We start from the raw sequence: 25,501 nt of genomic DNA, 5'->3' as shown, positions 1-25,501 counted from the left end.
CCTAACGACACCCTTCTCAAGGTCCCCGGCATGCTGGCAATTTTCCTCGAAACCCTGAACGTCACCGCGCCGGTGTTCGCCATGCTGTTTCTGGGGACGCTGCTCAAGCGCATCGACTGGATCAACGACAACTTCATCCACATCGCCTCGTCCCTGGTGTTCAACGTCACCATGCCGGCGCTCTTGTTCCTTGGCATCCTGCACGCCGACCTGCACGCGGCGTTGCAGCCTGACCTGCTGATTTATTTCTCCATCGCCACCCTGGTGAGCTTTGCAATGGCCTGGGGCTGGGCCATCTGGCGTTGCCCGCGCGAAGACCGCGGCATCTACACACAGGGCGCGTTTCGCGGCAACAACGGTGTGATCGGCCTGGCGCTGGCGGCGAGCATGTATGGCGACTACGGGATTTCCCTGGGTTCGATTCTCGCGGCGCTGGTGATCCTGTTCTACAACACCTTGTCGACCATCGTGCTGGCGGTCTACAGCCCGGTGATCAAGTCCGATCCGTGGAGCATCTGCAAAAGCGTGATCAGCAACCCGCTGATCATCAGCGTGATCGCCGCCGCGCCGTTCGCCTATTGGCAGATCGGCCTGCCGAACTGGTTCGAGACCTCGGCCAAATACCTGTCACAAATGACCTTGCCCCTGGCGCTGATCTGCATCGGCGGCACGCTGTCCCTGGCGGCCCTGCGCAAGAGCGGCAAGATGGCCCTGAGTTCGAGCCTGGTGAAAATGGTCGGCCTGCCGCTGGTGACCACCCTCGGTGCGTGGCTCTGGGGTTTTCGCGGGGCGGAACTGGGGATCCTCTTCCTGTACTTCGGCAGCCCCACCGCGGCGGCCAGTTTCGTCATGGCCCGGGCGGCCGATGGCAACCATGAGCTGGCGGCGGCGATCATCGTCATCACCACCTTGATGGCGGCGATTACCACCAACCTGGGGATCTTTGTGTTGCAGTGGGGTGGGTGGATCTAGCCTCGGATTTGCAGCGCTCTTTCGTTCCATTCGCGAGCAAGCCCGCTCCCACATTCGATTGCATTTCCATGGAAGAACGCAGTCAATGTGGGAGCGGGCTTGCTCGCGAAGAGGCCTGGCCTGTCACCGCAAGGCTTGGGCCTTCACTCAGGTTTCTGGTAGCTATCGATCACTTCCTGCGCCGCCCGAAACGCATCGATCGCCGCCGGCACGCCCGCGTACACCGCGCAATGCAGCAACGCCTCGCGGATCTCTTCCACGGTGCAGCCATTGTTCAGCGCGCCGCGCACGTGGCCCTTGAGTTCCTGCGGGCACTTGAGGGCAGTGAGGGCGGCGAGGGTGATCAGGCTGCGGGTCTTCAGCGGCAGGCCTTCGCGGCTCCAGACGCTGCCCCAGGCGTGCTCATTGACGAAATCCTGCAGCGGCTGGGTGAAGTCGGTGGCATTGCCCAGGGCGCGGTCGACGAACGCATCGCCCATCACTTGGCGGCGCATGTCGAGGCCGGTCTTTGGAGTGTCGGTCATGGCAAATCCCTCTTGTGGTGTTGGCGGCGCCAGGCGCGCAGGGAGGTGAACAGCAAAAACGCGAGCAGGGCCGGCAGCACGTAGAACAGCATCAGTCGTTCCAGTTGGCCGGCCAGGGGCATGCCGGTGGTGAACGACACCACGTGCAGCCCGTAGACCGCGTACAAGCCCAGCAACAGCAAGCCTTCGGCACGGGTGACGCGGTAGCCTGAATAGAACACCGGCAGGCACAGCACCGCCACGCCGAGCATCACCGGCAGGTCGAAATCCAGGGCATTCGGCGACACGGACAGTGGCGTGGGCGCGGCCAGGGCTGTCACGCCGAGCACACCCAGCAGGTTGAACAGGTTGCTGCCGATCACGTTGCCCACCGCAATGTCCCGCTGGCCGCGCAGGGCGGCAATCAGCGAGGTGGCGAGCTCCGGCAGCGAGGTGCTGACGGCGACGATGGTCAGGCCGATGATGCGCTCCGAAAGGCCGAGGTCCGTCGCCACTTCCACCGCTGCGCCCAGCAACAGGTGGCCGGCGAAGATCAGCATGGTCAGGCCCGCTGTAATCATCAGCACACTCTTGACCCAGGACATGTGGGCCACGTCGCCGCCCACCGGGTGCGGCCGCGCCGAATGCCGGGACTGGCGCAACAACAGCCCGAGGTACACCGCCAGGGCCAGCAGCAGCCAGGCGCCATCCAGGCGGGTCAGTTCTTCATTCAATGCCAGCACGAACACCAGCAGGCTGGCGCCGATCATCAACGGGATGTCCAGGCGCACCAACTGGCGCGAGACGCGCAACGGAATGATCAGCGCCGACAGCCCCAGCGTGACGAGGATGTTGAAGATGCTGCTGCCGATCACACTGCCCACGGCGATGTCGGCGTTTTGCGCCAGGGTCGCCTGCAGGCTGACGGCCATTTGTGGCGCGCTGCTGCCGAACGCGACGACGGTCAGGCCGATGATCAGCGGCCGTACCTGCAAGCGTGCCGCCAGGCCCACGGCGGCGCGCACCAACAGTTCGGCGCCGCCGATCAGCAATAGCAGGGCGCCGAACAACTCGATCAGGCTGAGCAGCGGTAGGGCGGTGAGTAGGGAAATGGCCGGGCTCCGTCTATCAGTCGTCGAGGGCTTGCACACGCACCCGGGCAGTGCCGCTGCGCAACATGCCCAGTTGCTCGGCGGCTTCGCGGGACACGTCGATCAAACGGCCACGAGTATACGGGCCGCGGTCGTTGATGCGGACCACGACGCTGTCGTTGTTTTTCAGGTTGGTGACTTTCACCCGGGTGCCGAACGGCAACTGGCGATGGGCGGCGGTCAGGCCATGCTGGTTGAAACGCTCGCCGCTGGCGGTGCGCTTGCCATGGTGCCGGGCGCCGTAATAAGAAGCGACGCCGGTCTGGTCGTAGCCGTGTGGATCGACCGTCCCGCTCTGGCTGGCGCAACCGGCCAACAGGGACAGCAGGGCGCAGGCGCCGAGGAGACGCTTCATCAAGGGGGTTCCAACTACAGATAGGGGAGCTGGCCTGTGGGAGCAAAGCCAGTCGGAGCAAAACCTGTGGGAGCAAAGCTTGCTCGCGATAAACGATAACGCGGTCCACTGATGGATCGAGGTGTCTTCATCGCGAGCAAGCTTTGCTCCCACAGGCTCGCTCCCACAGGGGATTGAGCCAGATTGGAAGACTGGCTCCATGGCTATCAGCCTTCGAGCTTGCTTTTGAGCAGTTCGTTGACCTGTTGCGGGTTGGCCTTGCCCTTGGAGGCTTTCATGGCCTGGCCGACGAAGAAGCCGAACATCTTGCCGCGCTTGGCTTCGTCTGCCGCGCGGTACTGTTCGACTTGCTCGGCGTTGGCCGCGAGCATTTCATCGAGCACGGCGGAAATCGCGCCGGTGTCGGTGACCTGCTTCAAGCCGCGCTTCTCGATGATCTCGTCGGCGCTGCCTTCACCATTGGCCATGGCTTCGAACACCATCTTGGCGATCTTGCCGGAAATGGTGTTGTCCTTGATCCGCACCAGCATGCCGCCCAATTGCTCGGCGGAGACCGGCGACTCATCGATTTCCAGGCCCTGCTTGTTCAACAGGCTGCCCAACTCGACCATCACCCAGTTGGCCGCCAGCTTGGCGTCGCCACCGATGCTCACGACTTTCTCGAAGTAATCGGCCTGTTCGCGGCTGGTGGCCAGGACGTTGGCGTCATAGCTCGACAGCCCGAATTGCGCCTGGAAGCGCTCGCGTTTCTGCGGCGGCAGCTCGGGCAGTGTGGCGCGTACTTCATTGAGGAACGAATCCTCGATGACCACTGGCAGCAGGTCTGGGTCGGGGAAGTAACGGTAGTCGTTGGCTTCCTCCTTGCTGCGCATCGGACGGGTCTCGTCCTTGTTCGGATCGTACAGGCGCGTCTGCTGGATGACCTTGCCGCCGTCCTCGATCAGTTCGATCTGGCGCTGGATCTCGCTGTTGATCGCCTTCTCGATGAAGCGGAACGAGTTGACGTTCTTGATCTCGCAGCGGGTGCCGAATTCGGCCTGGCCTTTCGGACGGATCGACACGTTGCAGTCGCAGCGCAGCGAGCCCTCGGCCATGTTGCCATCGCAGATGCCCAAGTAGCGCACCAGGGCATGGATCGCCTTGACGTAGGCCACGGCTTCCTTGGCGCTGCGCATGTCCGGCTCGGAGACGATTTCCAGCAGCGGCGTGCCGGCACGGTTCAGGTCGATGCCGGTAGCACCGTTGAATTCTTCGTGCAGGCTCTTGCCGGCGTCTTCTTCCAGGTGCGCCCGGGTGATACCGACGCGCTTGACCGTGCCATCTTCCAGGGCGATGTCCAGGTGGCCCTTGCCGACGATCGGCAGCTCCATCTGGCTGATCTGGTAGCCCTTGGGCAGGTCCGGGTAGAAGTAGTTCTTGCGGGCGAACACGTTGTGCTGGCCGATCTCGGCGTCAATCGCCAGGCCGAACATCACCGCCATGCGCACCGCTTCGGCGTTGAGCACCGGCAGCACGCCGGGCATGCCCAGGTCCACCAGGCTGGCCTGGGTATTGGGCTCGGAACCGAATGTGGTGGAGCTACCGGAAAAGATTTTCGACCGGGTGGTGAGCTGGGTATGAATCTCCAGCCCGATCACGACTTCCCATTGCATGTGTTTCTCCTCAGAAGCCGGTTGGGGTGCGGGTGTGCCAGTCAGTATTCATTTGATACTGGTGGGCAACATTCAACAGGCGGCCTTCCTGGAAATACGGCGCGAGCAACTGCACGCCCACCGGCAGGCCATCGACGAAACCGGCCGGCATGGACAGGCCCGGCAAGCCGGCGAGGTTGGCGGTGATGGTGTAGACGTCTTCCAGGTACTCGGCGACCGGGTCGCTGTTCTTGGCGCCGAGCTTCCAGGCCGGGTTCGGCGTGGTCGGGCCGAGGATGATGTCGACCTCGTTGAAGGCGGCCATGAAGTCGTTCTTCACCAGGCGGCGGATTTTCTGCGCCTTGAGGTAATAGGCATCGTAGTAGCCGGCGGACAACGCGTAGGCGCCGACCATGATCCGGCGTTGCACTTCGGCGCCGAAGCCTTCGCCACGGGAGCGCTTGTACAGGTCGATCAGGTTTTCCGGGTTCTCGCAGCGATGGCCGAAGCGCACGCCGTCGAAACGCGACAGGTTCGAGGACGCTTCCGCCGGGGCGATCACGTAGTACGCCGGAATGGCGTGCTGCATGTTCGGCAGGCTGATTTCCTTGATGACCGCGCCGAGCTTCTCCAGCTCCTTGACGCTGTTGTGGACCAGCTCGGCGATGCGTGGGTCGAGACCGGCGCTGAAGTATTCCTTCGGCACGCCGATGCGCAGGCCCTGCAGCGAGCCGTTGAGGCTGGCGCTGTAGTCCGGCACGGGCTCATCGATGCTGGTGGAGTCGTTCGGGTCGAAGCCGGCCATGCCTTGCAGCAGGATCGCGCAGTCTTCGGCGGTGCGCGCCAGTGGGCCGCCCTGGTCGAGGCTGGAGGCGTAGGCGATCATGCCCCAGCGCGAAACGCGACCGTAGGTCGGCTTCAGGCCGGTGAGGTTGGTGAACGCCGCCGGCTGGCGGATCGAGCCGCCGGTGTCGGTGGCGGTGGCGGCTGGCAACAGGCGCGCGGCCACGGCGGCGGCGGAACCGCCGGACGAGCCGCCCGGTACGTGCTCCAGGTTCCACGGGTTCTTCACCGCGCCGTAGTAGCTCGACTCGTTGGCCGAGCCCATGGCGAATTCGTCCATGTTGGTCTTGCCCAGGGTCACGGTGCCGGCGGCGGCCAGCTTGGCGACCACGGTGGCATCGTACGGGGCCTTGAAATTGTCGAGCATCTTCGAGCCGCAGCTGGTGCGGATGCCTTGGGTGCAGAACAAGTCCTTGTGGGCAATCGGCGCACCGAGCAGGGCACCGGTCTCACCGTTGGCGCGCCGGGCGTCGGCGGCCTTGGCCTGGCTCAGGGCCAGTTCTTCGGTGAGGCTGATGAAACTGTTGAGCTGCGGGTCGAGCTGGGCGATGCGCGCCAGCAGGACTTGGGTCAGCTCTTCAGAGGAAAACTTTTTATCGGCGAGTCCGCGGGCGATCTCGGCCAGGGTCATGTGATGCATGAGAGGCTCTTTCCCTTTAGTCGATGACTTTCGGAACCAGGTACAGGCCGTTTTCGACCGCTGGCGCGATGGACTGGTAGGCCTCGCGATTATTGGACTCGGTCACGACGTCGGCGCGCAGGCGCTGACTGGCTTCCAGTGGGTGGGCCAGCGGTTCTATACCGTCGGTATCGACCGCCTGCATCTCGTCGACCAGCCCTAGAATGCTGTTCAGGGCAGAAGTGATGTGTGGAAGATCGGCTTCATTGAGGCCCAGACAGGCCAGATGAGCGATTTTTTCCACGTCGGAGCGTTCAAGCGCCATGGGATTCTCCAGTGGAAAACAAAACGGACGCAGTCTGTCCGTGTGTTAGATTGTCGGAACACTACCGCATTTCTACGGTCTTACGGCCGCGATTGTGGGGTTTGGTGCACAGAAAAGCGGCCAATTTAACATATTGGCGCCTTGCCCAAAATCCCTGTCGTTGTTAGAGTTTGCCGCACTTTTTTACCCACGCGTTGCCTAGGGTCCCTTTCCCATGTTCAAGAAACTGCGTGGCATGTTTTCCAGCGATCTTTCCATCGACCTGGGCACTGCCAACACCCTTATTTACGTGCGCGAGCGCGGTATCGTCCTGAATGAACCCTCGGTCGTGGCCATCCGCACCCACGGTAACCAGAAGAGTGTCGTGGCTGTCGGTACGGAAGCCAAGCGCATGCTGGGCCGTACACCGGGCAACATCGCAGCCATTCGCCCCATGAAGGACGGCGTGATCGCCGACTTCAGCGTCTGCGAAAAGATGCTGCAGTACTTCATCAACAAGGTTCACGAAAACAGTTTCCTGCAGCCCAGCCCTCGTGTGCTGATCTGCGTGCCATGCAAGTCCACCCAGGTAGAGCGTCGTGCCATCCGTGAGTCGGCCCTCGGTGCCGGTGCTCGCGAAGTGTTCCTGATCGAAGAACCGATGGCCGCTGCCATCGGTGCCGGCCTGCCGGTGGAAGAAGCTCGCGGCTCGATGGTCGTCGACATCGGTGGCGGTACTACTGAAATCGCGCTGATCTCCCTCAACGGTGTGGTCTACGCCGAATCCGTACGTGTGGGCGGCGACCGTTTCGACGAAGCGATCATCACCTATGTGCGTCGCAACTACGGCAGCCTGATCGGCGAATCCACCGCCGAACGCATCAAGCAGGAAATCGGCACGGCCTACCCGGGCGGTGAAGTGCGTGAAGTCGACGTACGCGGTCGCAACCTGGCCGAAGGCGTTCCACGGGCCTTCACCCTCAATTCCAACGAAGTGCTCGAAGCGCTGCAAGAGTCGTTGGCGACCATCGTCCAGGCCGTCAAGAGCGCCCTGGAGCAGTCGCCGCCGGAGCTGGCCTCGGACATCGCCGAGCGCGGCCTGGTGCTGACCGGTGGTGGCGCGCTGTTGCGTGACCTCGACAAGCTGCTGGCCCAGGAAACCGGCCTGCCGGTGATCGTTGCCGAAGACCCGTTGACCTGCGTTGCCCGCGGCGGTGGCCGTGCGCTGGAAATGATGGACAAGCACACCATGGACCTGCTCTCCAGCGAATAAGTCTGGCGCAGTGGTCTATGTTGTTTGCGCCCGGGCAGCACTTTGCAGTGCTGCCCGTTGGCGTTTATCTTCTGTCATTCGTATCCAGGCCGGTTTGATGCCGTATGAATAAAGAAAACATTTGCCTGGGAGGAGCGGCCTATTAAACCGCTTTTCGCCAAAGGCCCCTCATTGGGCGTGCGCCTGCTGGTGCTGACCGTGCTATCGGTCGCGCTGATGGTGGTCGATGCCCGCTTCACGCTGCTCAAGCCTGTACGCAGCCAGATGTCGCTGGTGTTGATGGAATCCTATTGGATCACCGACCTGCCGCAGCGCTTGTGGCAAGGTGTCGCCAGCCAGTTTGGCAGCCGGACCGAACTGGTCGCCGAAAACGAAAAACTCAAGACCGAAAACCTGCTGTTGCAGGGGCGCATGCAGAAACTGGCGGCCCTCACCGAGCAGAACGTGCGGCTGCGCGAGTTGCTCAACTCGTCCGCGCTGGTCAACGAAAAGGTCGAAGTGGCCGAGTTGATCGGCATGGACCCCAATCCGTTCACCCACCGCATCCTGATCAATAAAGGCGAGCGCGACGGCGTGGTCCTCGGCCAGCCGGTGCTCGATGCCCGGGGCCTGATGGGCCAGGTGGTGGAGTTGATGCCCTACACCTCGCGGGTGCTGCTGCTGACCGACACTACCCACAGCATCCCAGTACAGGTCAACCGCAACGGCCTGCGGGCAATTGCCAGTGGTACCGGCAACCCGGAACGCCTGGAGCTGCGGCACGTAGCCGACACCGCCGACATCAAGGAAGGCGACCTGCTGGTCAGCTCCGGCCTCGGCCAGCGTTTCCCGGCCGGGTACCCGGTGGCGACGGTCAAGGAAGTCATCCATGACTCCGGCCAGCCGTTCGCGATCGTCCGCGCGGTGCCGACGGCAGCATTGAATCGCAGCCGCTATCTGCTGCTGGTCTTCAGCGACAACCGTACGCCCGAAGAGCGCGCCAACGACGCCGCCGTGGCCCAGGAAGCCCAGGACCGGCAGGGCGGCGAGTCGGTTACGCCGGCTGCGCCCGCGCCTGCACCCGCTGCGCCGGCCACGGTGCCCAAGCCTCAAGCGGCAACACCCGCTACGAGCGCACCGGCCACCACACCGTCGACCGCACCCGCCACGCCTGCCGCGGCACCCGCCAGGCCAGCCACCCACGCACCGGCGTCCCAGCCTGCCAGACCTGCGGCTCGACCACCGGCCTCGACACCCGCCGCTTCACCGGCGCCCAGGGGAGCACGAGAAGAATGAGCAGTACCCAATCCGGTAACGGCTGGATGGTCTGGCTGACCTTCGCCATCGGCCTGTTGCTCAGCGTTTCGCCGCTGCCGCAGTTCATGGAAATCCTGCGTCCCCTGTGGCTGGCCTTGTTGCTGGCCTTCTGGGCGCTGGCCTTGCCCCACAAGGTCGGCATGGTCACCGCCTGGTGCCTGGGCCTGGCCGAGGACGTGCTCTACGGCACGTTGCTGGGGCAGAACGCATTGATCCTGACGCTGATCACGTTCCTGGTGCTGTCGCTGCAACAACGCCTGCGGATGTTCCCCATGTGGCAGCAATGCCTGGTGATCCTGGTGATCTTCGGCCTGGCGCAACTGGTGCAGCTGTGGCTCAGCGCACTGACCGGCAATCGCCAGCCGACCTTGGCGCTGGTCTTGCCAGCCCTGGTCAGCGCGTTGCTCTGGCCATGGGTCAGCTTCGGTTTGCGTGGCCTGCGCCTGCGTTTCAAAATCAACTGATTCGCGCAGGATATCGACACTTTTTTTGATGACTTACATCCCTGTGGCGAGGGAGCTTGCTCCCGCTGGGCTGCGTAGCGGCCCCCATTTTTACGGTCGCTACGCAACCGAGCGGGAGCAAGCTCCCTCGCCACAAAAAGCTGTGCTCGTTTGGATGGCTGTGTTTTGAGAGGGAGATGTCTTGATGAAACCGCTTTACCTCGCCTCAGGCTCGCCGCGTCGGCGTGAGCTGCTCACGCAGATCGGCGTGCCCTTTACCGCCATCGGTGCGGATATCGACGAAACTCCCCTGGATCACGAAACCCCATCGGCCTATGTCGAGCGTCTGGCGCGCGGCAAGGCCGAGGCTGGGCTACGTGCGCTGCAACCCGGTGTGGATGGCTGCGTGCTCGGGGCGGACACCGCCGTGGTGCTGGAGGGGCGGATTCTCGGCAAGCCCATGGACCAGGCCGACGCCTTGTCCATGCTGCTGGGCCTGTCCGGTCGCGAGCATGAGGTGCTGACCGCCATTGCCGTGCTGGACGCCTCGCGCTGCGAGTCCCGGGTGGTGCGCAGCCGGGTGCGTTTCCGACCCATTACCGAGCAGGAAGCGCTGGCCTATTGGGCCAGCGGCGAACCCCGGGACAAGGCGGGCGGCTATGGTATCCAAGGGCTGGGCGCGGTGTTCGTCGCCGGGCTGGAAGGCAGTTATTCGGCCGTGGTCGGCCTGCCGCTGTGCGAAACCGCAGAACTACTGGGCCATTTCGGCATACCCTGTTGGCAAACCTTGAACGTGCGCTGAGCGCCGTCCGACTTGATGCGGCCATTATCGTGAACATGCCTGAACGAGACCCTGCCATGAGTGAAGAGATCCTGATCAACATCACGCCGATGGAATCGCGCGTGGCGGTGGTTGAAAACGGCGTGTTGCAAGAGGTTCACGTCGAGCGCACGCAAAAACGTGGCATCGTCGGCAACATCTACAAGGGCAAGGTCGTGCGGGTGCTGCCGGGCATGCAGGCGGCCTTCGTCGACATCGGCCTGGACCGCGCGGCATTTATCCACGCCTCGGAAATCTCCATGCGCGAAGGGCCGGCCGTGGAGAGCATCAGCGCGCTAGTGCATGAAGGCCAGAGCCTGGTGGTGCAGGTCACCAAGGATCCCATCGGCTCCAAGGGCGCGCGCCTGACCACGCAACTGTCGATCCCGTCGCGCTACCTGGTGTACATGCCGCGTACCGCCCATGTGGGCATTTCCCTGAAAATCGAAGACGAAGCCGAGCGCGAGCGCCTCAAGCAGGTGGTCAGCGACTGCGTGGAAAAAGAGGGCATCAAGGAAACCGGAGGCTTCATCCTGCGCACCGCCGCCGAAGGGGCCGGGGCCGATGAAATCCTCATGGACATCCGCTACCTGCGAAGGCTCTGGGACCAGATCGCCGCACAGATCAAGACCATCGCCACCCCCAGCGTGATCTACGAAGACCTGGGCCTGGCGCTGCGAACCTTGCGTGACCTGGTCAGCCCCAAGATCGAGAAGATCCGCATCGATTCCCGGGAAACCTTCCAGAAAACCACCCAGTTCGTCGCCGAACTGATGCCGGAAATCGCCGACCGTCTCGAGCATTACCCTGGCGAGCGGCCGATTTTCGATCTGTACGGCGTCGAGGACGAAATCCAGAAGGCCCTGGAGCGCAAGGTGCCGCTCAAGTCGGGCGGGTACCTGGTGGTTGATCCAGCCGAAGCCATGAGCACCATCGACGTCAACACCGGGGCGTTCGTCGGCCACCGCAACCTGGAAGAAACCATCTTCAAGACCAACCTGGAAGCCGCCACGGCCATCGCCCGGCAACTGCGCCTGCGCAACCTGGGGGGTATCATCATCATTGACTTCATCGACATGGAAGATGAAGAGCATCAGCGCCAGGTACTGCGGACCCTGGAAAAACAACTCGAACGCGATCACGCCAAGACCAACATCATCGGCATCACCGAACTGGGCCTGGTGCAGATGACCCGCAAGCGTACCCGCGAAAGCCTCGAGCAGGTGCTGTGCGAGCCGTGCAGCAGTTGCCAGGGGCGCGGCAAGCTGAAGACCCCGGAAACCGTGTGTTACGAAATCTTCCGGGAAATCCTCCGGGAGGCGCGCGCTTACCAGGCGACCGGTTATAGAGTGTTGGCGAACCAGAAAGTGGTGGACCGTCTGCTCGATGAGGAGTCAGGCAATGTCGCGGAGCTGGAAGCGTTTATCGGACGCACGATTCGCTTCCAGGTCGAAACCATGTACTCCCAGGAACAATACGACGTGGTGTTGCTCTGAAGAGCTTGGGAAGCGGCGGGCCCGCGGATTTGATTGTCTTTGCCAGGGGAGCCCACTGACATGGAGCGTCTGACACGCTTGATCGCGACGCTGACTCGTTGGGGCTTGGGGCTTTGCGCGCTGCTGCTGGTGCTGCTGGCGTTGTACGTCAGCCTCGGTCGCGAGCTGGTCCCGCTGGTGGCCGAATACCGCGCCGAGGTCGAGACCCGCGCCGGCGCGGCCATGGGCATGCCCGTGCACATCGGCAGCCTCGACGGCAGTTGGGACGCCCTGGCGCCGATCGTGGCGGCGCGCGACGTGGTGGTTGGCGAGGGCCCCAACGCCTTGCACCTGGATCAGGTGCGGGCCGTGCCCGACCTGTGGGACAGCGTGTTGGCGCGGCAGGTGCGCATCGCCCACCTGGAAGTCAGCGGCCTGAAGATCAGCCTCAAGGAGGGCGCCGACGGCAAATGGGCCCTGGAAGGCCTGCCGGTGAAGGACGATCAGCCCCTCGATCCGCAGCAATTGCTCGAACGCATGCAAATGGTTTCAAGGCTCTCGGTGCTCAATAGCCAGGTGACCTTGCAACCTGTCGAGCAACCCCCACTGACCCTGACCTACGTCGGCTTGAGCCTGCGCACCGGCGCCACCCGCCAGCGCCTGGACGCACGCCTGACCCTGCCCGACGGCCAGCCGGTGGCGATCAACCTGCGCACTCGCCTGCGCGCCAGCGACTGGAAGAATGGCCAGGCCGACGCCTACTTGAGCCTGCCGCAAAGCGACTGGTCCAAATGGCTGCCGAAGCGCCTGACCCAGCAATGGAATTTTTCCCGGATCCAGGCCGGCGGCGAATTCTGGCTCAGTTGGGGCGAGGGCACGGTGCAAAGCGCGGCCATGCGCCTGAACGCGCCGCAGCTCGACGGCGCCTATGGCGAGCGCAAGCCGGTGCAGATCCACAACCTGGCCCTCAACGCGTACTTCCAACGCGGCAGCCAAGGGTTCACCGCGACCTTCGACTCCTTGGCGATGAACCTGGGCGAAACCCGCTGGGAATCGCACCTGCAACTGCAACAAAGCGCCGCCACCGAGCAGGCCGAGGAGCGTTGGCACCTGCAGGCCGATCGCCTGGACCTGACTCCGCTCACGCCGTTGCTCAACGCCCTGGCGCCTTTGCCCGAAGGCCTGGCCACGACGATTGACCGGCTCAAGGTGACCGGCGCCCTGCGCAACGTGCTGTTGGACTATCGGCCGCAGAACACCGGCGCCCAGAAAATCAGCTTCGCCACCAACCTGGACACTGTCGGTTTCAATGCCTATCGCGGCGCCCCGGCGGCGCGTAACGTTTCCGGGAGCCTGAGCGGCGACCTGGGCGGCGGCGAGCTGCGCATGGACAGCAAGGACTTTTCCCTGCACCTGGACCCGATCTTCGCCAAGCCCTGGCAGTACCTGCAAGCCAACGCCCAGCTGACCTGGAAGCTCGACAAGCAAGGCTTCACCCTGATCGCGCCGTACCTGAAAGTGCTGGGCGAGGAGGGCCGGATTGCTGGCGACTTCCTGATCCGCCTGCATTTCGACCATAGCCAGGAGGACTACATGGACCTGCGGGTCGGCCTGGTGGACGGCGATGGGCGCTACACCGCCAAGTACCTGCCGGCAGTGCTCAGCCCGGCGCTGGATGAGTGGCTGCGCACGGCCATCGTCAAGGGCGCGGTGGATGAGGGTTTTTTCCAGTACCAAGGCTCGTTGAACAAAGGTGCCGGGGACGCGGACCGCAGCATCAGTCTGTTTTTCAAGGTGCATGACGCCGAGCTGGCGTTCCAGCCGGGCTGGCCTTCGGTCAGCAAGGTCAGCGGCGATGTCTTCGTCGAAGACAGCGGCGTGCGCATCTTCGCCAGCCAAGGGCAGTTGCTCGATACTCAGGTCAGGGATATTTCGGTGAACATTCCCCACGTACCGACCGGGCAGAGTTCCCATCTGCTGCTGGACGGCGGGTTCGCCGGCGGGCTGGGCGACGGCCTGAAAATCCTCCAGACCGCGCCCATCGGTACGGCCGAGACGTTCGCCGGCTGGGAAGGCGAGGGCGACCTGAACGGCAGCGTGAAGCTCGATATCCCGCTGGTCAAAGGCGAGCAGCCGAAGATCCAGGTGGATTTCGCCACCGACAAGGCCCGGCTCAAACTCAGCGAACCGGCGTTGGAGCTGACCCAGCTCAAGGGTGATTTCCGCTTCGACAGCCACAAGGGCCTGAGCGGCAAGGGCATCAGTGCCCGGGCATTCGACCGCCCCGTGACCGCGCAGATTTTCGCCGAGGGCCGTGCTGGTGCGCTCAATACGCGGGTCACCGCGTCTGGGCAAGTGGAGGTCAAGAAACTCACCAGTTGGCTGAATGTCACCCAACCGCTGCCGGTCTCCGGCGTCGTGCCCTACCAGTTACAAGTGATCCTCGACGGCGCCGACAGCCAGTTGTCGGTCAGTTCCAGCCTCAAGGGCGTGGCCATCGACCTGCCGGCCCCCTTCGGCATGGCCGCCGACGTCGGGCGTGACACGGTGTTTCGCATGACCTTGCAAGGGCCGGAGCGGCGTTATTGGGCCGACTATGGCGACCTCGCCAGCTTCACGTACGCCGCGCCAAGCGGGAAAGTCGCTGACGGTCGCGGCGAATTGTTGCTGGGCGCCGGCGACGCGGTGTTGCCGGGCGCCAAGGGCCTGCGGCTGCGTGGCACGTTGTCGGAACTGGACGTCAGCCCCTGGCAGGACCTGGTGAACAAGTACGCCGGCCACGACCCAGGCGGCAGTGCCAAGCAACTGCTCAGCAGCGTCGACCTGACCGTCGGCAAACTCACGGCCATGGGCACTACCCTCGACCAAGCCTCGGTGCAACTGGACCGCAAGCCGGACGCCTGGGCCTTGCAGCTCGCCAGCCAGCAGGCCAAGGGCAACGTCAACCTGCCGGACGCCAAGGCCGCACCGATTGGTATCAAGCTTGATTACGTTCGCCTGCCGGCCACAGACCCGACGGTCCAGGCGGATGAAAATGCGCCGGACCCGCTGGCGTCGGTCGATCCCGGCAAGATCCCGGCCATGGATATCGCCATCGACCAACTGTTCCAAGGCCCCGATCTGATCGGCGCGTGGTCGTTGAAAGTACGACCGACCGCCAAGGGTATCGCGCTGAACAACTTGGACATGGGCCTCAAGGGCATGGTGTTGAACGGCAGTGGCGGCTGGGAAGGCGTGCCCGGTTCCACCAGCAGTTGGTACAAGGGCCGGATCAGCGGTAAGAACCTGGGCGATGTGCTCAAGGGCTGGGGGTTTGCGCCAAGCGTGACCAGCCAGGCGTTCCGCCTGGATGTCGATGGCCGTTGGCCGGGCTCGCCAGCATGGGTCGCCACCAAGCGCTTTTCCGGCAGCCTCGACGCGTCGTTGAGCAAGGGCCAGTTCGTCGAAGTCGAAGGCAGCGCCCGGGCGTTACGGGTGTTTGGCCTGCTGAACTTCAACTCCATCGGTCGACGCTTGCGCCTGGACTTCTCCGACCTGTTCGGCAAGGGCTTGAGCTACGACCGGGTCAAGGGGCTGCTGGTGGCGAGCGACGGGGTGTACGTGACCCGCGAACCCATTACCCTGACCGGGCCGTCGAGCAACCTGGAACTCAACGGCACGCTGGACATGGTGGCCGACCGGGTCGACGCCAAGCTGTTGGTGACGCTTCCGGTGACCAACAACCTGCCGATTGCCGCGCTGATCGTTGGCGCGCCGGCGGTGGGTGGGGCGCTGTTTCTGATCGACAAGCTGATCGGTGACCGCGTGGCGCGCTTTGCCAGCGTAAGATACGACGTCAAGGGGCCGTGGAAAGAGCCGAAGATCACCTTCGACAAGCCGTTTTGACGAGTTGGCGCGAATCCCCTGTGGGAGCGGGCTTGCTCGCGAAAGCGTCGGCACAGTCAATATTGATGTGACAGACATACCGCCTTCGCGAGCAAGCTCGCTCCCACAGGGGCAGTGATGCAAAAAATGAGGGAAGTACCATGCCAGTCGCCGTGATTCAAATGGTCAGCCAAAGCGATGTGCTCGCGAACCTGGCTCGTGCCTGGGTGCTGCTGGAGCAGGCTGCCGCTGGCGGTGCGAGGCTGGCGGTGCTGCCGGAGAATTTCGCGGCGATGGGGCGGCGGGACGTGGCCGACATCGGGCGCGCCGAAGCCTTTGGTCAGGGACCGATCCTGCCCTGGTTGAAACAGGCCGCCCGTGACCTCAAGTTATGGATTGTGGCCGGTACGCTGCCGTTGCCACCCAAGGACCAGCCCGAGGGCCGGTCCCATGCCTGTTCGTTGCTGGTCGATGACCAGGGCCAGGTCGTGGCGCGCTACGACAAGCTGCACCTGTTCGATGTGGACGTGGCGGACAATCGCGGGCGCTATCGGGAGTCGGATGACTATGCTTATGGTGCCAACGTGGTGGTGGCCGATACCCCCGTCGGCCGGGTGGGCCTGACGGTCTGTTATGACTTGCGGTTCCCGGAGCTCTACAGCGAACTACGCGCTGCCGGGGCCGAGCTGATCACGGCACCGTCGGCGTTTACCGCGGTGACCGGTGCGGCCCATTGGGACGTGCTGATCCGCGCCCGGGCCATCGAGACCCAGTGCTATGTGCTGGCGGCCGCCCAGGGTGGCGTGCATCCGGGGCCTCGGGAAACCTTTGGCCATGCCGCGATTGTCGACCCGTGGGGCCGCGTGCTAGCACAACAGGATCAAGGCGAGGCCGTGCTGGTGGCCGAGCGCGACAGCAGCGAACAGGCGTCCATCAGGGCGCGCATGCCGGTGGCCAGCCATCGGCGCTTTTTCTCGCAGGGCGCTCGACAGCGGCCTGTCCAAGACGACGAATTCAAGGCGTAAAACATATGAGCGGGTTGTTGTCCTCAGTCAGTGAACACCTTTTAGCCCCCGGCGGCGTGACCCTCGAAAGCCTGCAAGGCGTGCTGGGCGACCTGGCCGGCCCGGGTATCGATGCCGCCGACCTGTATTTCCAAGGCCAGATCTCCGAGTCCTGGTCGCTGGAAGACGGCATCGTCAAGGAAGGCAGTTTCAACCTCGACCAGGGCGTGGGCGTGCGTGCCCAGTCCGGCGAAAAGACCGGTTTTGCCTACAGCAACGCCATCACCCTCGAAGCCCTCGGCGCAGCGGCCCGTGCGGCCCGCTCTATCTCCCGGGCCGGGCAGAACGGCACGGTCCAGGCATTCAGCAGCCAGGACGTGGCGCAGCTCTATGCCCCGGACAACCCACTGGAGGTCATGAGCCGCGCCGAAAAAGTCGAGCTGCTCAAGCGCATCGACGTCGCCACCCGCGCCCTCGACCCACGCATCCAGCAAGTGTCGGTCAGCATGGCCGGGGTCTGGGAACGGATCCTGGTGGCCTCCACCGACGGCGGCCTGGCGGCGGACGTGCGGCCATTGGTGCGTTTCAACGTCAGCGTGATCGTCGAGCAGAACGGCCGTCGCGAGCGCGGCGGCCATGGCGGCGGCGGGCGCACCGACTACCGTTATTTCCTCAGTGAAGACCGCGCCATGGGCTATGCCCGCGAAGCACTGCGCCAGGCGTTGGTCAACCTCGAAGCCATCCCGGCCCCGGCCGGTACATTACCCGTGGTGCTCGGCTCCGGCTGGTCCGGCGTGCTGCTGCACGAAGCGGTGGGCCACGGCCTGGAAGGCGACTTCAACCGCAAGGGCAGCTCGGCCTACAGTGGGCGCATGGGGGAAATGGTCGCCTCGAAACTCTGCACCATTGTCGATGACGGCACCCTCGCCGGGCGTCGTGGCTCCCTGAGCGTCGACGATGAAGGCACGCCGACCGAATGCACCACGCTGATCGAAAACGGTGTGCTCAAGGGCTACATGCAGGACAAGCTCAACGCCCGATTGATGGGTGTGGCCCGCACCGGCAACGGTCGCCGTGAGTCTTATGCACACCTGCCGATGCCGCGCATGACCAACACCTACATGCTGGGTGGCCAGAGCGATCCGGCGGAGATCATCGCCTCGGTGAAAAAAGGCATTTATTGCGCCAACCTCGGCGGTGGCCAAGTGGACATCACCAGCGGCAAATTCGTGTTCTCCACCAGCGAGGCCTACCTGATCGAAGACGGCAAGATCACCGCACCGGTCAAGGGCGCGACCCTGATCGGCAACGGGCCGGAGGCGATGAGCAAGGTGTCGATGGTGGGTAACGACCTGTCGCTGGACAGCGGGGTGGGTACGTGCGGCAAGGACGGGCAATCGGTGCCGGTGGGCGTCGGCCAGCCGACCCTGAAGATCGATGCGATTACCGTGGGTGGCACGGGCGCTTGAAGACATTCGGGGACTTGCTTGAGTCGTGGCGAGGGCGCTTGCTCCCGCTCGGTTGCGTAGCAACCGCATTTGGGCTACTGCGTAGCCCAGCGGGAGCAAGCTCCCTCGCCACGGTAACAGTCACCCCGTGGAGGGGCGTGAAGCGGGTGAAGCTCAACGCAGGCCGCGTTGAGTCTCGTCCAGCTCACGGATGTACTTGAAGATTTTACGGCTCGAGGCCGGTGGCTTGTTCTGCGCCAGTTCGTGCTGGGCCTGACGGATCAGGGAGCGCAGTTGCTGGCGATCGGCCTCCGGGTAGTCGATGACGAACTTTTCCAGGGTGCCGTCGTCGCCTGCGATCAAGCGATCGCGCCAGCGTTCCAGGTTGTGGAAACGTTCGTTGTACTGCCGGGTGGAGGCATCGAGTTGATCGAGCAGCACCAGGATGGCGTCAGTGTCCTGATCGCGCATCAGTTTGCCGATGAATTGCAGGTGCCGTTTACGCGCGATATTCGCGGTGTGCTTGGGCGCATCGGCCAGGGCCCGGCGCAAGGCGTCGGTCAAAGGCAGTTTGGCCAGCAAGTCAGGCTTGAGTGTTGTCAGGCGCTCGCCGAGGTCAACCAGAGCATGCAGCTCGCGTTTGACCTGGGATTTGCTTTTTTCACCCTCGTAGAGGGAGTCGTCGTAAGAATCAACCATGGTGGCAGTCCGCAAAGAAACGCCGCCATGATAACCAGTCGGGGGCCGCTTGTCCGGCCCGGTCGCTCGATGGCCATCACCGAAAACAGAATTTGAGTGGAGAACACCATGAGTGCAGTTCAAAGCGTCGGCCCGCAAGCATTGCCGGCACTGCAGGAACAGGTCGAGCAGATCCTCGCCGAGGCCAAGCGCCAGGGTGCCAGTGCGTGCGAAGTGGCGGTGTCCCTGGAGCAGGGTCTGTCGACGTCGGTACGCCAGCGCGAGGTGGAAACCGTCGAGTTCAATCGCGACCAGGGGTTTGGCATCACCTTGTACGTGGGCCAGCGCAAGGGCTCGGCCAGCACCTCGGCCAGCGGCCCGGACGCCATCCGCGAAACCGTCGCCGCCGCGCTGGCGATTGCCCAGCACACCTCCGAAGACGAAGCTTCGGGCCTGGCCGATGCTGCGCTGATGTGCAAGGAACTGAAGGATTTCGACCTGTTCCACGCCTGGGACATCACCCCAGAGCAGGCCATCGAGCAGGCACTGCGTTGCGAAGCGGCGGCATTCGAGGCCGACAGCCGGATCAAGAACGCCGACGGCACGACGCTCAATACCCACCAGGGCTGCCGGGTCTACGGCAACAGCCACGGTTTCATCGGCGGTTATGCATCGACCCGTCACAGCCTCAGTTGCGTGATGATCGCCGAAGCCGACGGCCAGATGCAGCGCGACTACTGGTACGACGTGAGCCGCCAGGGCACCTTGCTGGCGGACCCGGTGAGCATCGGCCGCAAAGCCGCGCAACGGGCAGCCAGCCGCCTCGGCGCGCGGCCGGTGCCGACCTGCGAAGTGCCGGTGCTGTTTTCGGCCGAGTTGGCCGGTGGCCTGTTCGGCAGCTTCTTGTCAGCGGTGTCCGGCGGCAACTTGTACCGCAAGTCGTCGTTCCTCGAGGGCGCGCTGGGCCAGAAGCTGTTCCCGGAATGGATGACCATCGACGAGCGTCCGCATCTGATGCAGGCCATGGGCAGTTCGGCGTTCGATGGCGATGGCCTGGCCACCTATGCCAAGCCGTTCGTGGAAAACGGCGAACTGGTGTCCTACATCCTCGGCACCTATTCGGGCCGTAAGCTCGGCATGCCGAGCACCGCCAATGCCGGTGGCGTGCATAACCTGTTCGTGACCCATGGCGAAGAAGACCAGGCTGCCTTGCTGCGCCGCATGGGTCGGGGCCTGCTGGTGACGGAACTGATGGGCCACGGCCTGAACATGGTCACCGGGGATTATTCCCGTGGCGCGGCCGGTTTCTGGGTCGAGAACGGCGAGATCCAGTTCCCGGTCCAGGAAGTGACCATCGCCGGGAACATGCGCGACATGTTCAAACAGATCGTGGCCGTGGGCAACGATCTGGAATTGCGCAGCAACATCCGCACCGGCTCGGTGCTGGTCGAGCGGATGATGGTGGCGGGGAGCTAACGCCTCACCGTGTAAAAAAGGCGCGTCATCCACTGGGGGTGACGCGCCTTTTTGTGCCCGACGATCCTGTGGCGAGAGCGCTTTTGTGGCGAGGGAGCTTGCTCCCGCTAGGCCGCGAAGCGACCCAAAAATCTTGCGGTCGCTGCGCAACCGAGCGGGAGCAAGCTCCCTCGCCACAATGAATTTGTATCGCTTGCGGTTGTGTTGCTTCTTATTATCATCTAATAATGAATCTCATTCGCCGAGTGAGCCCCGGTCATGAGTTCTGCCCTGCACGAACAACCCTACCTTGAAAGCTGGCGCTGGATGAGTCGCCAGATCCGTTGCGCGATGAACCCGGACGAGCCGAAGCTGATCGAGCATTACCTGGCCGAGGGCCGCTACCTGGCGTGTTGTACCGCCACCTCGCCGTGGATGATTTCCGAAACTGCCTTCCGTTTGCTGCTCGACACCGCCTCGGACGTCGCGCTGCCCTGGCATTGGCGCAGCCTCTGCCTTGACCAGGCCTGGCGACCATTGCGTGACCTCGAACGACAATCACTGTGCCGCTGCCGCCTCAAGCGTTGGCAGCGTCACGCCTGGGCGCTGGCCACCTGTGCCCTGGCGCCGTCGATTCCCCTTATTGAATTGGTGCAAGGATCTCCCGATGAGTAATACCCGTATCGAACGCGACAGCATGGGCGAGTTGCACGTCCCGGTGGACGCTCTCTATGGCGCCCAGACCCAGCGTGCCGTGGAAAACTTCCCGGTCAGCGGCCAGCGGATGCCGACGCAATTCATCCGAGCCCTGATCCTGGCCAAGGCCGCGGCCGCACGGGCCAACGTAGAGCTGGAGCAGGTCAGCGCGGCCCAGGGCAAGGCCATCGTCGATGCCGCCCTGGGACTGCTCGAAGGTCGTTACATGGACCATTTCCCGGTGGATATCTTCCAGACCGGCTCCGGCACCAGTTCCAACATGAACGCCAACGAAGTGATCGCCACCCTCGCCAGCGGCCTGCTGGGAGAGACGGTCAACCCGAACGACCACGTCAACTGCGGCCAGAGCAGCAACGACGTCATTCCCACCAGCATTCATGTCAGCGCCGCGCTGGCCTTGCATGAGCAACTGCTACCGGCGCTGTCGCACCTGGTGCAGGTGATCGAGCGCAAGGCGAAAGAAGTCCACCCGTTCATCAAGACCGGCCGCACCCATCTGATGGATGCCATGCCGGTGCGTCTGAGCCAGGTGCTCGACGGTTGGGCCCAGCAACTCAAGGCCAATATCGGCCACTTGCAAGACCTGCTGCCGAGCCTGCAATCCCTGGCCCAGGGGGGTACGGCGGTGGGCACTGGGGTCAATGCCCATCCGAGCTTCGCCGAGTTGTTCAGCCAGCAACTGACGCAATTGACCCAGGTGCAATTCACCCCAGGCAAGAACCTGTTCGCCTTGATCGGCTCCCAAGACACCGCCGTGGCGGTTTCCGGGCAGCTCAAGACCACGGCCGTGTCGCTGATGAAAATCGCCAACGACCTGCGCTGGATGAATTCCGGGCCGCTGGCAGGCCTGGGCGAGATCGAACTCGAGGGCTTGCAGCCGGGTTCCTCGATCATGCCCGGCAAGGTCAACCCGGTCATTCCTGAAGCCACCGCGATGGTGGCCGCCCAGGTGATCGGCAACGACACGGTGATCACCATCGCCGGTCAATCAGGCAATTTCGAATTGAACGTGATGCTGCCGATCATTGCCCAGAACCTGCTGAGCAGCATCACCCTGATGTCCAGCGCCAGCCGCTTGCTGGCGGACAAGGCCATCGCCACGTTCAAGGTCAACGAAGCCAGGCTCAAGGAAGCGTTGTCGCGCAACCCGATCCTGGTGACCGCGCTGAACCCGATCATCGGTTACCAGAAGGCCGCTGAAATCGCCAAGAAGGCTTACCAGCAAGGCCGGCCGGTCATCGATGTCGCCCTGGAACACACCGACCTGACGCGCAGCGAACTCGAAGTCCTGCTGGACCCGGAGAAGCTCACCGCTGGCGGCGTGTAACCCCCGACACCTGTGTGGAGGACTCATCATGGAACATTGGAAACGTACGATCGAACGGGCCAATCGCTGTTTCATGCAAGGCGAGCTGGTGGATGCCCGCGAAGCCTACCTGCAAGCCCTGGCGCTGGCCCAAGTGTTGTTCGAGCGTTGGGCGGACGCCGACGAAGCCGTGGCTGCCTGCGTCGTCTCCCACCACAACCTGGCGGACCTTCACCTGCGCTTGAACCAGCCGGAGGAGAGCGCCGAATACTTGTGCGCGATCCACCAGCGGTTGTTGCAGACAATGCAGGACGAACGCCTGGCACCGGCCCTGCGCGCCGCTGCGCAACGCCAGAGCCACAAGACCTATGTCGAACTGCTGAATTTCATCAGCGAGCACGGTGAGTACCCGCGTACCCAACGTCTGCTGCACTGCAATGCCACCACGCCCCGGCCGCGCTATGCCCCTCTTCATCATGGAGTTCATTGAACATGGCTTTTACCTTGCCTGCATTGCCTTACGCCTACGACGCCCTGGAACCGCACATCGATGCGCAAACCATGGAGATCCACTACACCAAGCACCACCAGACCTACATCAATAACCTCAACGCGGCGGTGGATGGCACCGAATACGCCGAATGGCCCGTCGAAAAACTGGTGGCCAGCGTGGAGCAGTTGCCACAAAACCTGAAGGCCGCGGTGATCAACCAGGGCGGTGGCCACGCCAACCATTCGTTGTTCTGGGAGGTGATGACGCCCCAGGGCGGCGGCCAGCCCGAGGGCGCCCTGGCGGCGGCGATCGACGCGCAACTGGGCGGCATCGAGCGTTTCAAGGAAGCCTTCACCAAAGCGGCGCTGACCCGGTTTGGCAGCGGCTGGGCCTGGTTGAGCGTGACCCCGCAAAAGACCCTGGTGGTGGAAAGCAGCGGCAACCAGGACAGTCCGTTGATGAATGGCAACACGCCGATTCTTGGTCTCGACGTTTGGGAGCACGCCTATTACTTGCGCTACCAGAACCGTCGACCTGAATACATCAACGCCTTCTACAACGTGATCAATTGGCCTGAAGTTGCCCGACGCTATCAGGCAGCGCTGGCTTCAAGTCCTTCATGAACACAACCCAAGGCTGATCATGGACACTCAAACACTGGCGATTGGCGGCGGACGGATGTTCCGCTATGCCTTGGGGTCGCTGTTGCTGTTGGCCGGCATGACGTTGTTGGCGGCCCAGGGCCTGGCGTGGCTGGACCTGGAGCCCAAGCTGTTGCGGGCGCTTCAAGGCGGTGGGTTGTGCGCCTTGGGCACCGCGCTGGGGGCCGTGCCGGTGCTGGTCATTCGACGCATGCCCCAGGCCGTGAGCGATTCGCTGCTAGGCTTCGGCGCGGGGGTGATGCTCGCCGCCACGGCGTTTTCGCTGATCGTGCCGGGCATTGCCGCGGCCGAGCAACTGGGGCTCACGCCTTGGGCCGCCAGCGGTCTTATCTGTTTTGGCATCATGTCCGGGGCGTTCGGGCTGTACCTGGTGGACCGCAAGGTCTCAGCCAGCCCCGAACGGCTGGTCGCAGCGCCAGGACGTCCGGTCATTGCGCCGCGGATCTGGTTGTTCGTGTTCGCCATCATCGCTCACAACATTCCGGAAGGCATGGCGGTGGGCGTGTCAGCAGGCGGCGGCATGCCGGATGCCGACAGCCTGGCAATGGGTATCGCCTTGCAGGATGTCCCCGAAGGGCTGGTGATCGCGCTGGTGCTGGCCGCGGCGGGTATGTCGCGGGTGAAGGCGTTCCTGATTGGCGCCGCGTCCGGGCTGGTCGAACCCGTGTTCGCGCTGTTGTGCGCTTGGTTGGTGAGCCTGGCCGAGATGCTCTTGCCCCTGGGTCTGGCCTTGGCGGCCGGGGCGATGCTGCTGGTGGTGACCCATGAGGTGATTCCCGAATCCCGTCGCAATGGTTACGAGAAATTGGCGAGCCTGGGATTGCTGGTGGGGTTTTGTCTGATGATGGTGTTGGATACGGCGTTGGCCTGATGCAATCCAGGGGCCATGCGTTTGTGCTGTTGTGGCGAGGGAGCTTGCTCCCGCTGGCCTGCGAAGCAGGCCCCGTTGTGTTTTCCTGCTGTGGATTTACGGCTGCTTCGCAGCCGAGCGGGAGCAAGCTCCCTCGCCACAACTAAGCTCGGCTCGAGTCCAGGGGCGGTTATTCGCCTTCGTCAAAGTAGTTGTTGATCAGCGCCACCAGCGCATCCATCGCTTCCTGCGCCTGCTCCCCTTCAGTGCTCAGGTGAATCTTCGTGCCCTTGCCGGCGGCTAGCATCATCATCGCCATAATGCTTTTACCGTCGACCGTAGACTCTGGCGTGCGACCGACCCTGATGGTGGTGTCCTTGAACTGACCCGCCACACCGACGAATTTTGCCGACGCTCGGGCATGCAAACCCAGCTTGTTGATGATTTCAATTTCCCGAGCAGGCATCGCGATGTGAATCCTTTAGCTGAGGTCGCGGTGGCGAACCTGGACATTCTTCAGGGATAGTTGCAGGAGCTGACCCAGGCGTTCGGTCAGGTAGACGGAGCGGTGATGACCGCCGGTACAGCCGATGGCAATCGTGACGTAGGCGCGATTGCTCGCGGCAAAGCGGGGTAGCCATTTGAGCAGGTAGCTGGAGATGTCCTGGTACATTTCCTCGACGTCCGGCTGTGCGGCCAGGTAGTCGATCACCGGTTGGTCAAGCCCGGACTGCTCGCGCAATTCCGGCTTCCAATAGGGGTTGGGCAGGCAGCGCACATCGAACACCAGGTCGGCGTCCACCGGCATGCCACGCTTGAAACCGAACGACTCCACCAGGAACGCCGTGCCCGGCTCCGGTTGGTTCAGCAGGCGCAGCTTGATCGTGTCACGTAGCTGATACAGGTTCAGGTGCGTGGTGTTGACCTTCAGGTCGGCCAGGTCGGCAATCGGCCCCAGCAGTTGGCTTTCATCCTCGATGGCTTCGGCCAGGGAGCGGTTGGCGTTGCTCAGGGGGTGGCGCCGGCGGGTTTCGGAAAAGCGCTTGAGCAGCGTCTCCTCATCGGCATCCAGGTACAACACATCGCACTGGATATGCCGGCTGCGCACTTCCTCGAGCAGTTCAGGGAAGCGCGACAGGTGGCTCGGCAGGTTGCGCGCATCGATGGACACCGCCACCAGCGACTGCGCCAGTTCCGTGTGGATCAGGGCGCGCTCGGCCAGTTCCGGCAGCAGGCCGGCGGGCAGGTTGTCGATGCAATAGTAGCCGCTGTCCTCAAGCACGTTGAGGGCCGTGCTTTTACCGGAGCCGGAGCGGCCACTGACGATGATCATGCGCAT

24 protein-coding genes are annotated in these 25,501 nt (G+C 63.5%); 15 read left to right on the top strand and 9 right to left on the bottom strand.

The genetic code is table 11. The features are described 5' to 3' along the window. Positions 1-30 precede the first annotated feature (30 nt). Positions 31-972, top strand: coding sequence for an AEC family transporter (locus tag J3P88_RS25695; RefSeq protein WP_186710660.1), 942 nt, complete (start codon positions 31-33; stop codon positions 970-972). A 143-nt stretch (positions 973-1,115) separates the two neighbouring features. Here the strand turns inward: J3P88_RS25695 and J3P88_RS25690 are convergent, their stop codons facing one another. From J3P88_RS25690 to gatC, 6 genes are all read right to left on the bottom strand, one after another. Then, positions 1,116-1,496 carry a carboxymuconolactone decarboxylase family protein gene (locus tag J3P88_RS25690; protein ID WP_186710669.1) on the bottom strand — a complete coding sequence of 127 codons (381 nt, stop codon included), beginning with the start codon at positions 1,494-1,496 and terminating at the stop codon, positions 1,116-1,118. Next, entirely contained in the window at positions 1,493-2,554 is a 1,062-nt protein-coding gene (locus tag J3P88_RS25685) for a calcium/sodium antiporter (RefSeq protein WP_186730426.1), read from the bottom strand. Before J3P88_RS25685 ends, J3P88_RS25690 begins: the two co-directional genes overlap by 4 nt. Before the next feature lie 49 nt (positions 2,555-2,603). Then, on the bottom strand, positions 2,604-2,981 hold the full coding sequence (locus J3P88_RS25680; protein WP_122568889.1) for a septal ring lytic transglycosylase RlpA family protein: 378 nt from the start codon (positions 2,979-2,981) through the stop codon (positions 2,604-2,606). A gap of 206 nt (positions 2,982-3,187) precedes the next feature. Continuing rightward, the gene (gene gatB / locus J3P88_RS25675; RefSeq protein ID WP_186710671.1) at positions 3,188-4,633 is read right to left on the bottom strand and encodes an Asp-tRNA(Asn)/Glu-tRNA(Gln) amidotransferase subunit GatB; all 1,446 of its coding nucleotides are present in this window, start codon (positions 4,631-4,633) and stop codon (positions 3,188-3,190) included. Between the two features lie 10 nt (positions 4,634-4,643). Beyond that, complete coding sequence (gatA, locus tag J3P88_RS25670; protein WP_434572331.1) at positions 4,644-6,095, bottom strand: Asp-tRNA(Asn)/Glu-tRNA(Gln) amidotransferase subunit GatA; 1,452 nt, start codon at positions 6,093-6,095, stop codon at positions 4,644-4,646. A gap of 16 nt (positions 6,096-6,111) precedes the next feature. Next, positions 6,112-6,399 carry an Asp-tRNA(Asn)/Glu-tRNA(Gln) amidotransferase subunit GatC gene (gene gatC, locus J3P88_RS25665; RefSeq protein WP_039592252.1) on the bottom strand — a complete coding sequence of 96 codons (288 nt, stop codon included), beginning with the start codon at positions 6,397-6,399 and terminating at the stop codon, positions 6,112-6,114. A gap of 214 nt (positions 6,400-6,613) precedes the next feature. Here gatC and mreB point away from each other — a divergent pair, with 214 nt between their 5' ends. The 8 genes from mreB (at position 6,614) to tldD (ending at position 18,022) form a co-directional block, all read left to right on the top strand. Beyond that, the gene (gene mreB, locus J3P88_RS25660; RefSeq protein ID WP_002555108.1) at positions 6,614-7,651 is read left to right on the top strand and encodes a rod shape-determining protein MreB; all 1,038 of its coding nucleotides are present in this window, start codon (positions 6,614-6,616) and stop codon (positions 7,649-7,651) included. A 171-nt stretch (positions 7,652-7,822) separates the two neighbouring features. Continuing rightward, positions 7,823-8,926: a rod shape-determining protein MreC gene (gene mreC, locus J3P88_RS25655; protein ID WP_434572329.1), complete on the top strand. Its 1,104-nt coding sequence runs from the start codon at positions 7,823-7,825 to the stop codon at positions 8,924-8,926. Further along, the gene (gene mreD, locus J3P88_RS25650) at positions 8,923-9,411 is read left to right on the top strand and encodes a rod shape-determining protein MreD (protein WP_003197820.1); all 489 of its coding nucleotides are present in this window, start codon (positions 8,923-8,925) and stop codon (positions 9,409-9,411) included. The genes mreC and mreD overlap by 4 nt, the downstream gene beginning before the upstream one ends. A 184-nt stretch (positions 9,412-9,595) precedes the next feature. Beyond that, positions 9,596-10,192: a Maf family protein gene (locus tag J3P88_RS25645; RefSeq protein WP_434572326.1), complete on the top strand. Its 597-nt coding sequence runs from the start codon at positions 9,596-9,598 to the stop codon at positions 10,190-10,192. Between the two features lie 56 nt (positions 10,193-10,248). Beyond that, positions 10,249-11,706 (top strand): ribonuclease G, encoded by a 1,458-nt coding sequence (rng, locus tag J3P88_RS25640; RefSeq protein WP_053118461.1) that lies wholly within the window; start codon positions 10,249-10,251, stop codon positions 11,704-11,706. 60 nt (positions 11,707-11,766) lie between these two features. Beyond that, on the top strand, positions 11,767-15,570 hold the full coding sequence (locus tag J3P88_RS25635) for a YhdP family protein (RefSeq protein WP_434572324.1): 3,804 nt from the start codon (positions 11,767-11,769) through the stop codon (positions 15,568-15,570). Positions 15,571-15,710: 140 nt separating this feature from the next. After that, positions 15,711-16,574 (top strand): carbon-nitrogen hydrolase family protein, encoded by an 864-nt coding sequence (locus tag J3P88_RS25630; protein WP_434572322.1) that lies wholly within the window; start codon positions 15,711-15,713, stop codon positions 16,572-16,574. A gap of 5 nt (positions 16,575-16,579) precedes the next feature. Continuing rightward, the gene (gene tldD / locus J3P88_RS25625; RefSeq protein ID WP_186710681.1) at positions 16,580-18,022 is read left to right on the top strand and encodes a metalloprotease TldD; all 1,443 of its coding nucleotides are present in this window, start codon (positions 16,580-16,582) and stop codon (positions 18,020-18,022) included. 153 nt (positions 18,023-18,175) lie between these two features. On the opposite strand, the gene yjgA is transcribed toward tldD, so the two are convergent. After that, positions 18,176-18,700, bottom strand: a complete 525-nt coding sequence (gene yjgA / locus J3P88_RS25620; protein ID WP_014336624.1) for a ribosome biogenesis factor YjgA — start codon at positions 18,698-18,700, stop codon at positions 18,176-18,178. Between the two features lie 108 nt (positions 18,701-18,808). Here yjgA and pmbA point away from each other — a divergent pair, with 108 nt between their 5' ends. The 6 genes from pmbA to J3P88_RS25590 all read left to right on the top strand — a co-directional run bounded on the left by pmbA (position 18,809) and on the right by J3P88_RS25590 (position 24,183). After that, positions 18,809-20,155: a metalloprotease PmbA gene (gene pmbA, locus J3P88_RS25615; RefSeq protein WP_434572320.1), complete on the top strand. Its 1,347-nt coding sequence runs from the start codon at positions 18,809-18,811 to the stop codon at positions 20,153-20,155. 258 nt (positions 20,156-20,413) lie between these two features. Continuing rightward, positions 20,414-20,809, top strand: coding sequence for a FagA protein (locus J3P88_RS25610; protein WP_434572318.1), 396 nt, complete (start codon positions 20,414-20,416; stop codon positions 20,807-20,809). Beyond that, the gene (locus J3P88_RS25605; RefSeq protein ID WP_434572316.1) at positions 20,802-22,178 is read left to right on the top strand and encodes a class II fumarate hydratase; all 1,377 of its coding nucleotides are present in this window, start codon (positions 20,802-20,804) and stop codon (positions 22,176-22,178) included. The genes J3P88_RS25610 and J3P88_RS25605 overlap by 8 nt, the downstream gene beginning before the upstream one ends. A gap of 28 nt (positions 22,179-22,206) precedes the next feature. Continuing rightward, a complete protein-coding gene (locus J3P88_RS25600) occupies positions 22,207-22,647 on the top strand; it encodes a hypothetical protein (protein WP_186708749.1) in 441 nt (146 codons plus the stop codon). 2 nt (positions 22,648-22,649) lie between these two features. After that, positions 22,650-23,273 carry a superoxide dismutase gene (locus J3P88_RS25595; protein WP_434572314.1) on the top strand — a complete coding sequence of 208 codons (624 nt, stop codon included), beginning with the start codon at positions 22,650-22,652 and terminating at the stop codon, positions 23,271-23,273. Between the two features lie 19 nt (positions 23,274-23,292). Next, positions 23,293-24,183 (top strand): ZIP family metal transporter, encoded by an 891-nt coding sequence (locus tag J3P88_RS25590; protein ID WP_186708755.1) that lies wholly within the window; start codon positions 23,293-23,295, stop codon positions 24,181-24,183. 169 nt (positions 24,184-24,352) lie between these two features. Here the strand turns inward: J3P88_RS25590 and J3P88_RS25585 are convergent, their stop codons facing one another. Next, the gene (locus J3P88_RS25585) at positions 24,353-24,628 is read right to left on the bottom strand and encodes an HPr family phosphocarrier protein (protein ID WP_434572312.1); all 276 of its coding nucleotides are present in this window, start codon (positions 24,626-24,628) and stop codon (positions 24,353-24,355) included. 15 nt (positions 24,629-24,643) lie between these two features. Beyond that, entirely contained in the window at positions 24,644-25,501 is an 858-nt protein-coding gene (rapZ, locus tag J3P88_RS25580; RefSeq protein ID WP_434572310.1) for an RNase adapter RapZ, read from the bottom strand.

Source organism: Pseudomonas sp. Z3-6 (assembly GCF_051131985.1).
In the GTDB taxonomy this organism is placed as follows: domain Bacteria; phylum Pseudomonadota; class Gammaproteobacteria; order Pseudomonadales; family Pseudomonadaceae; genus Aquipseudomonas; species Aquipseudomonas zanjanensis.
Note: the sequence above shows the minus strand (reverse complement) of the source record. Positions and strands in the feature narration are given on the sequence as shown.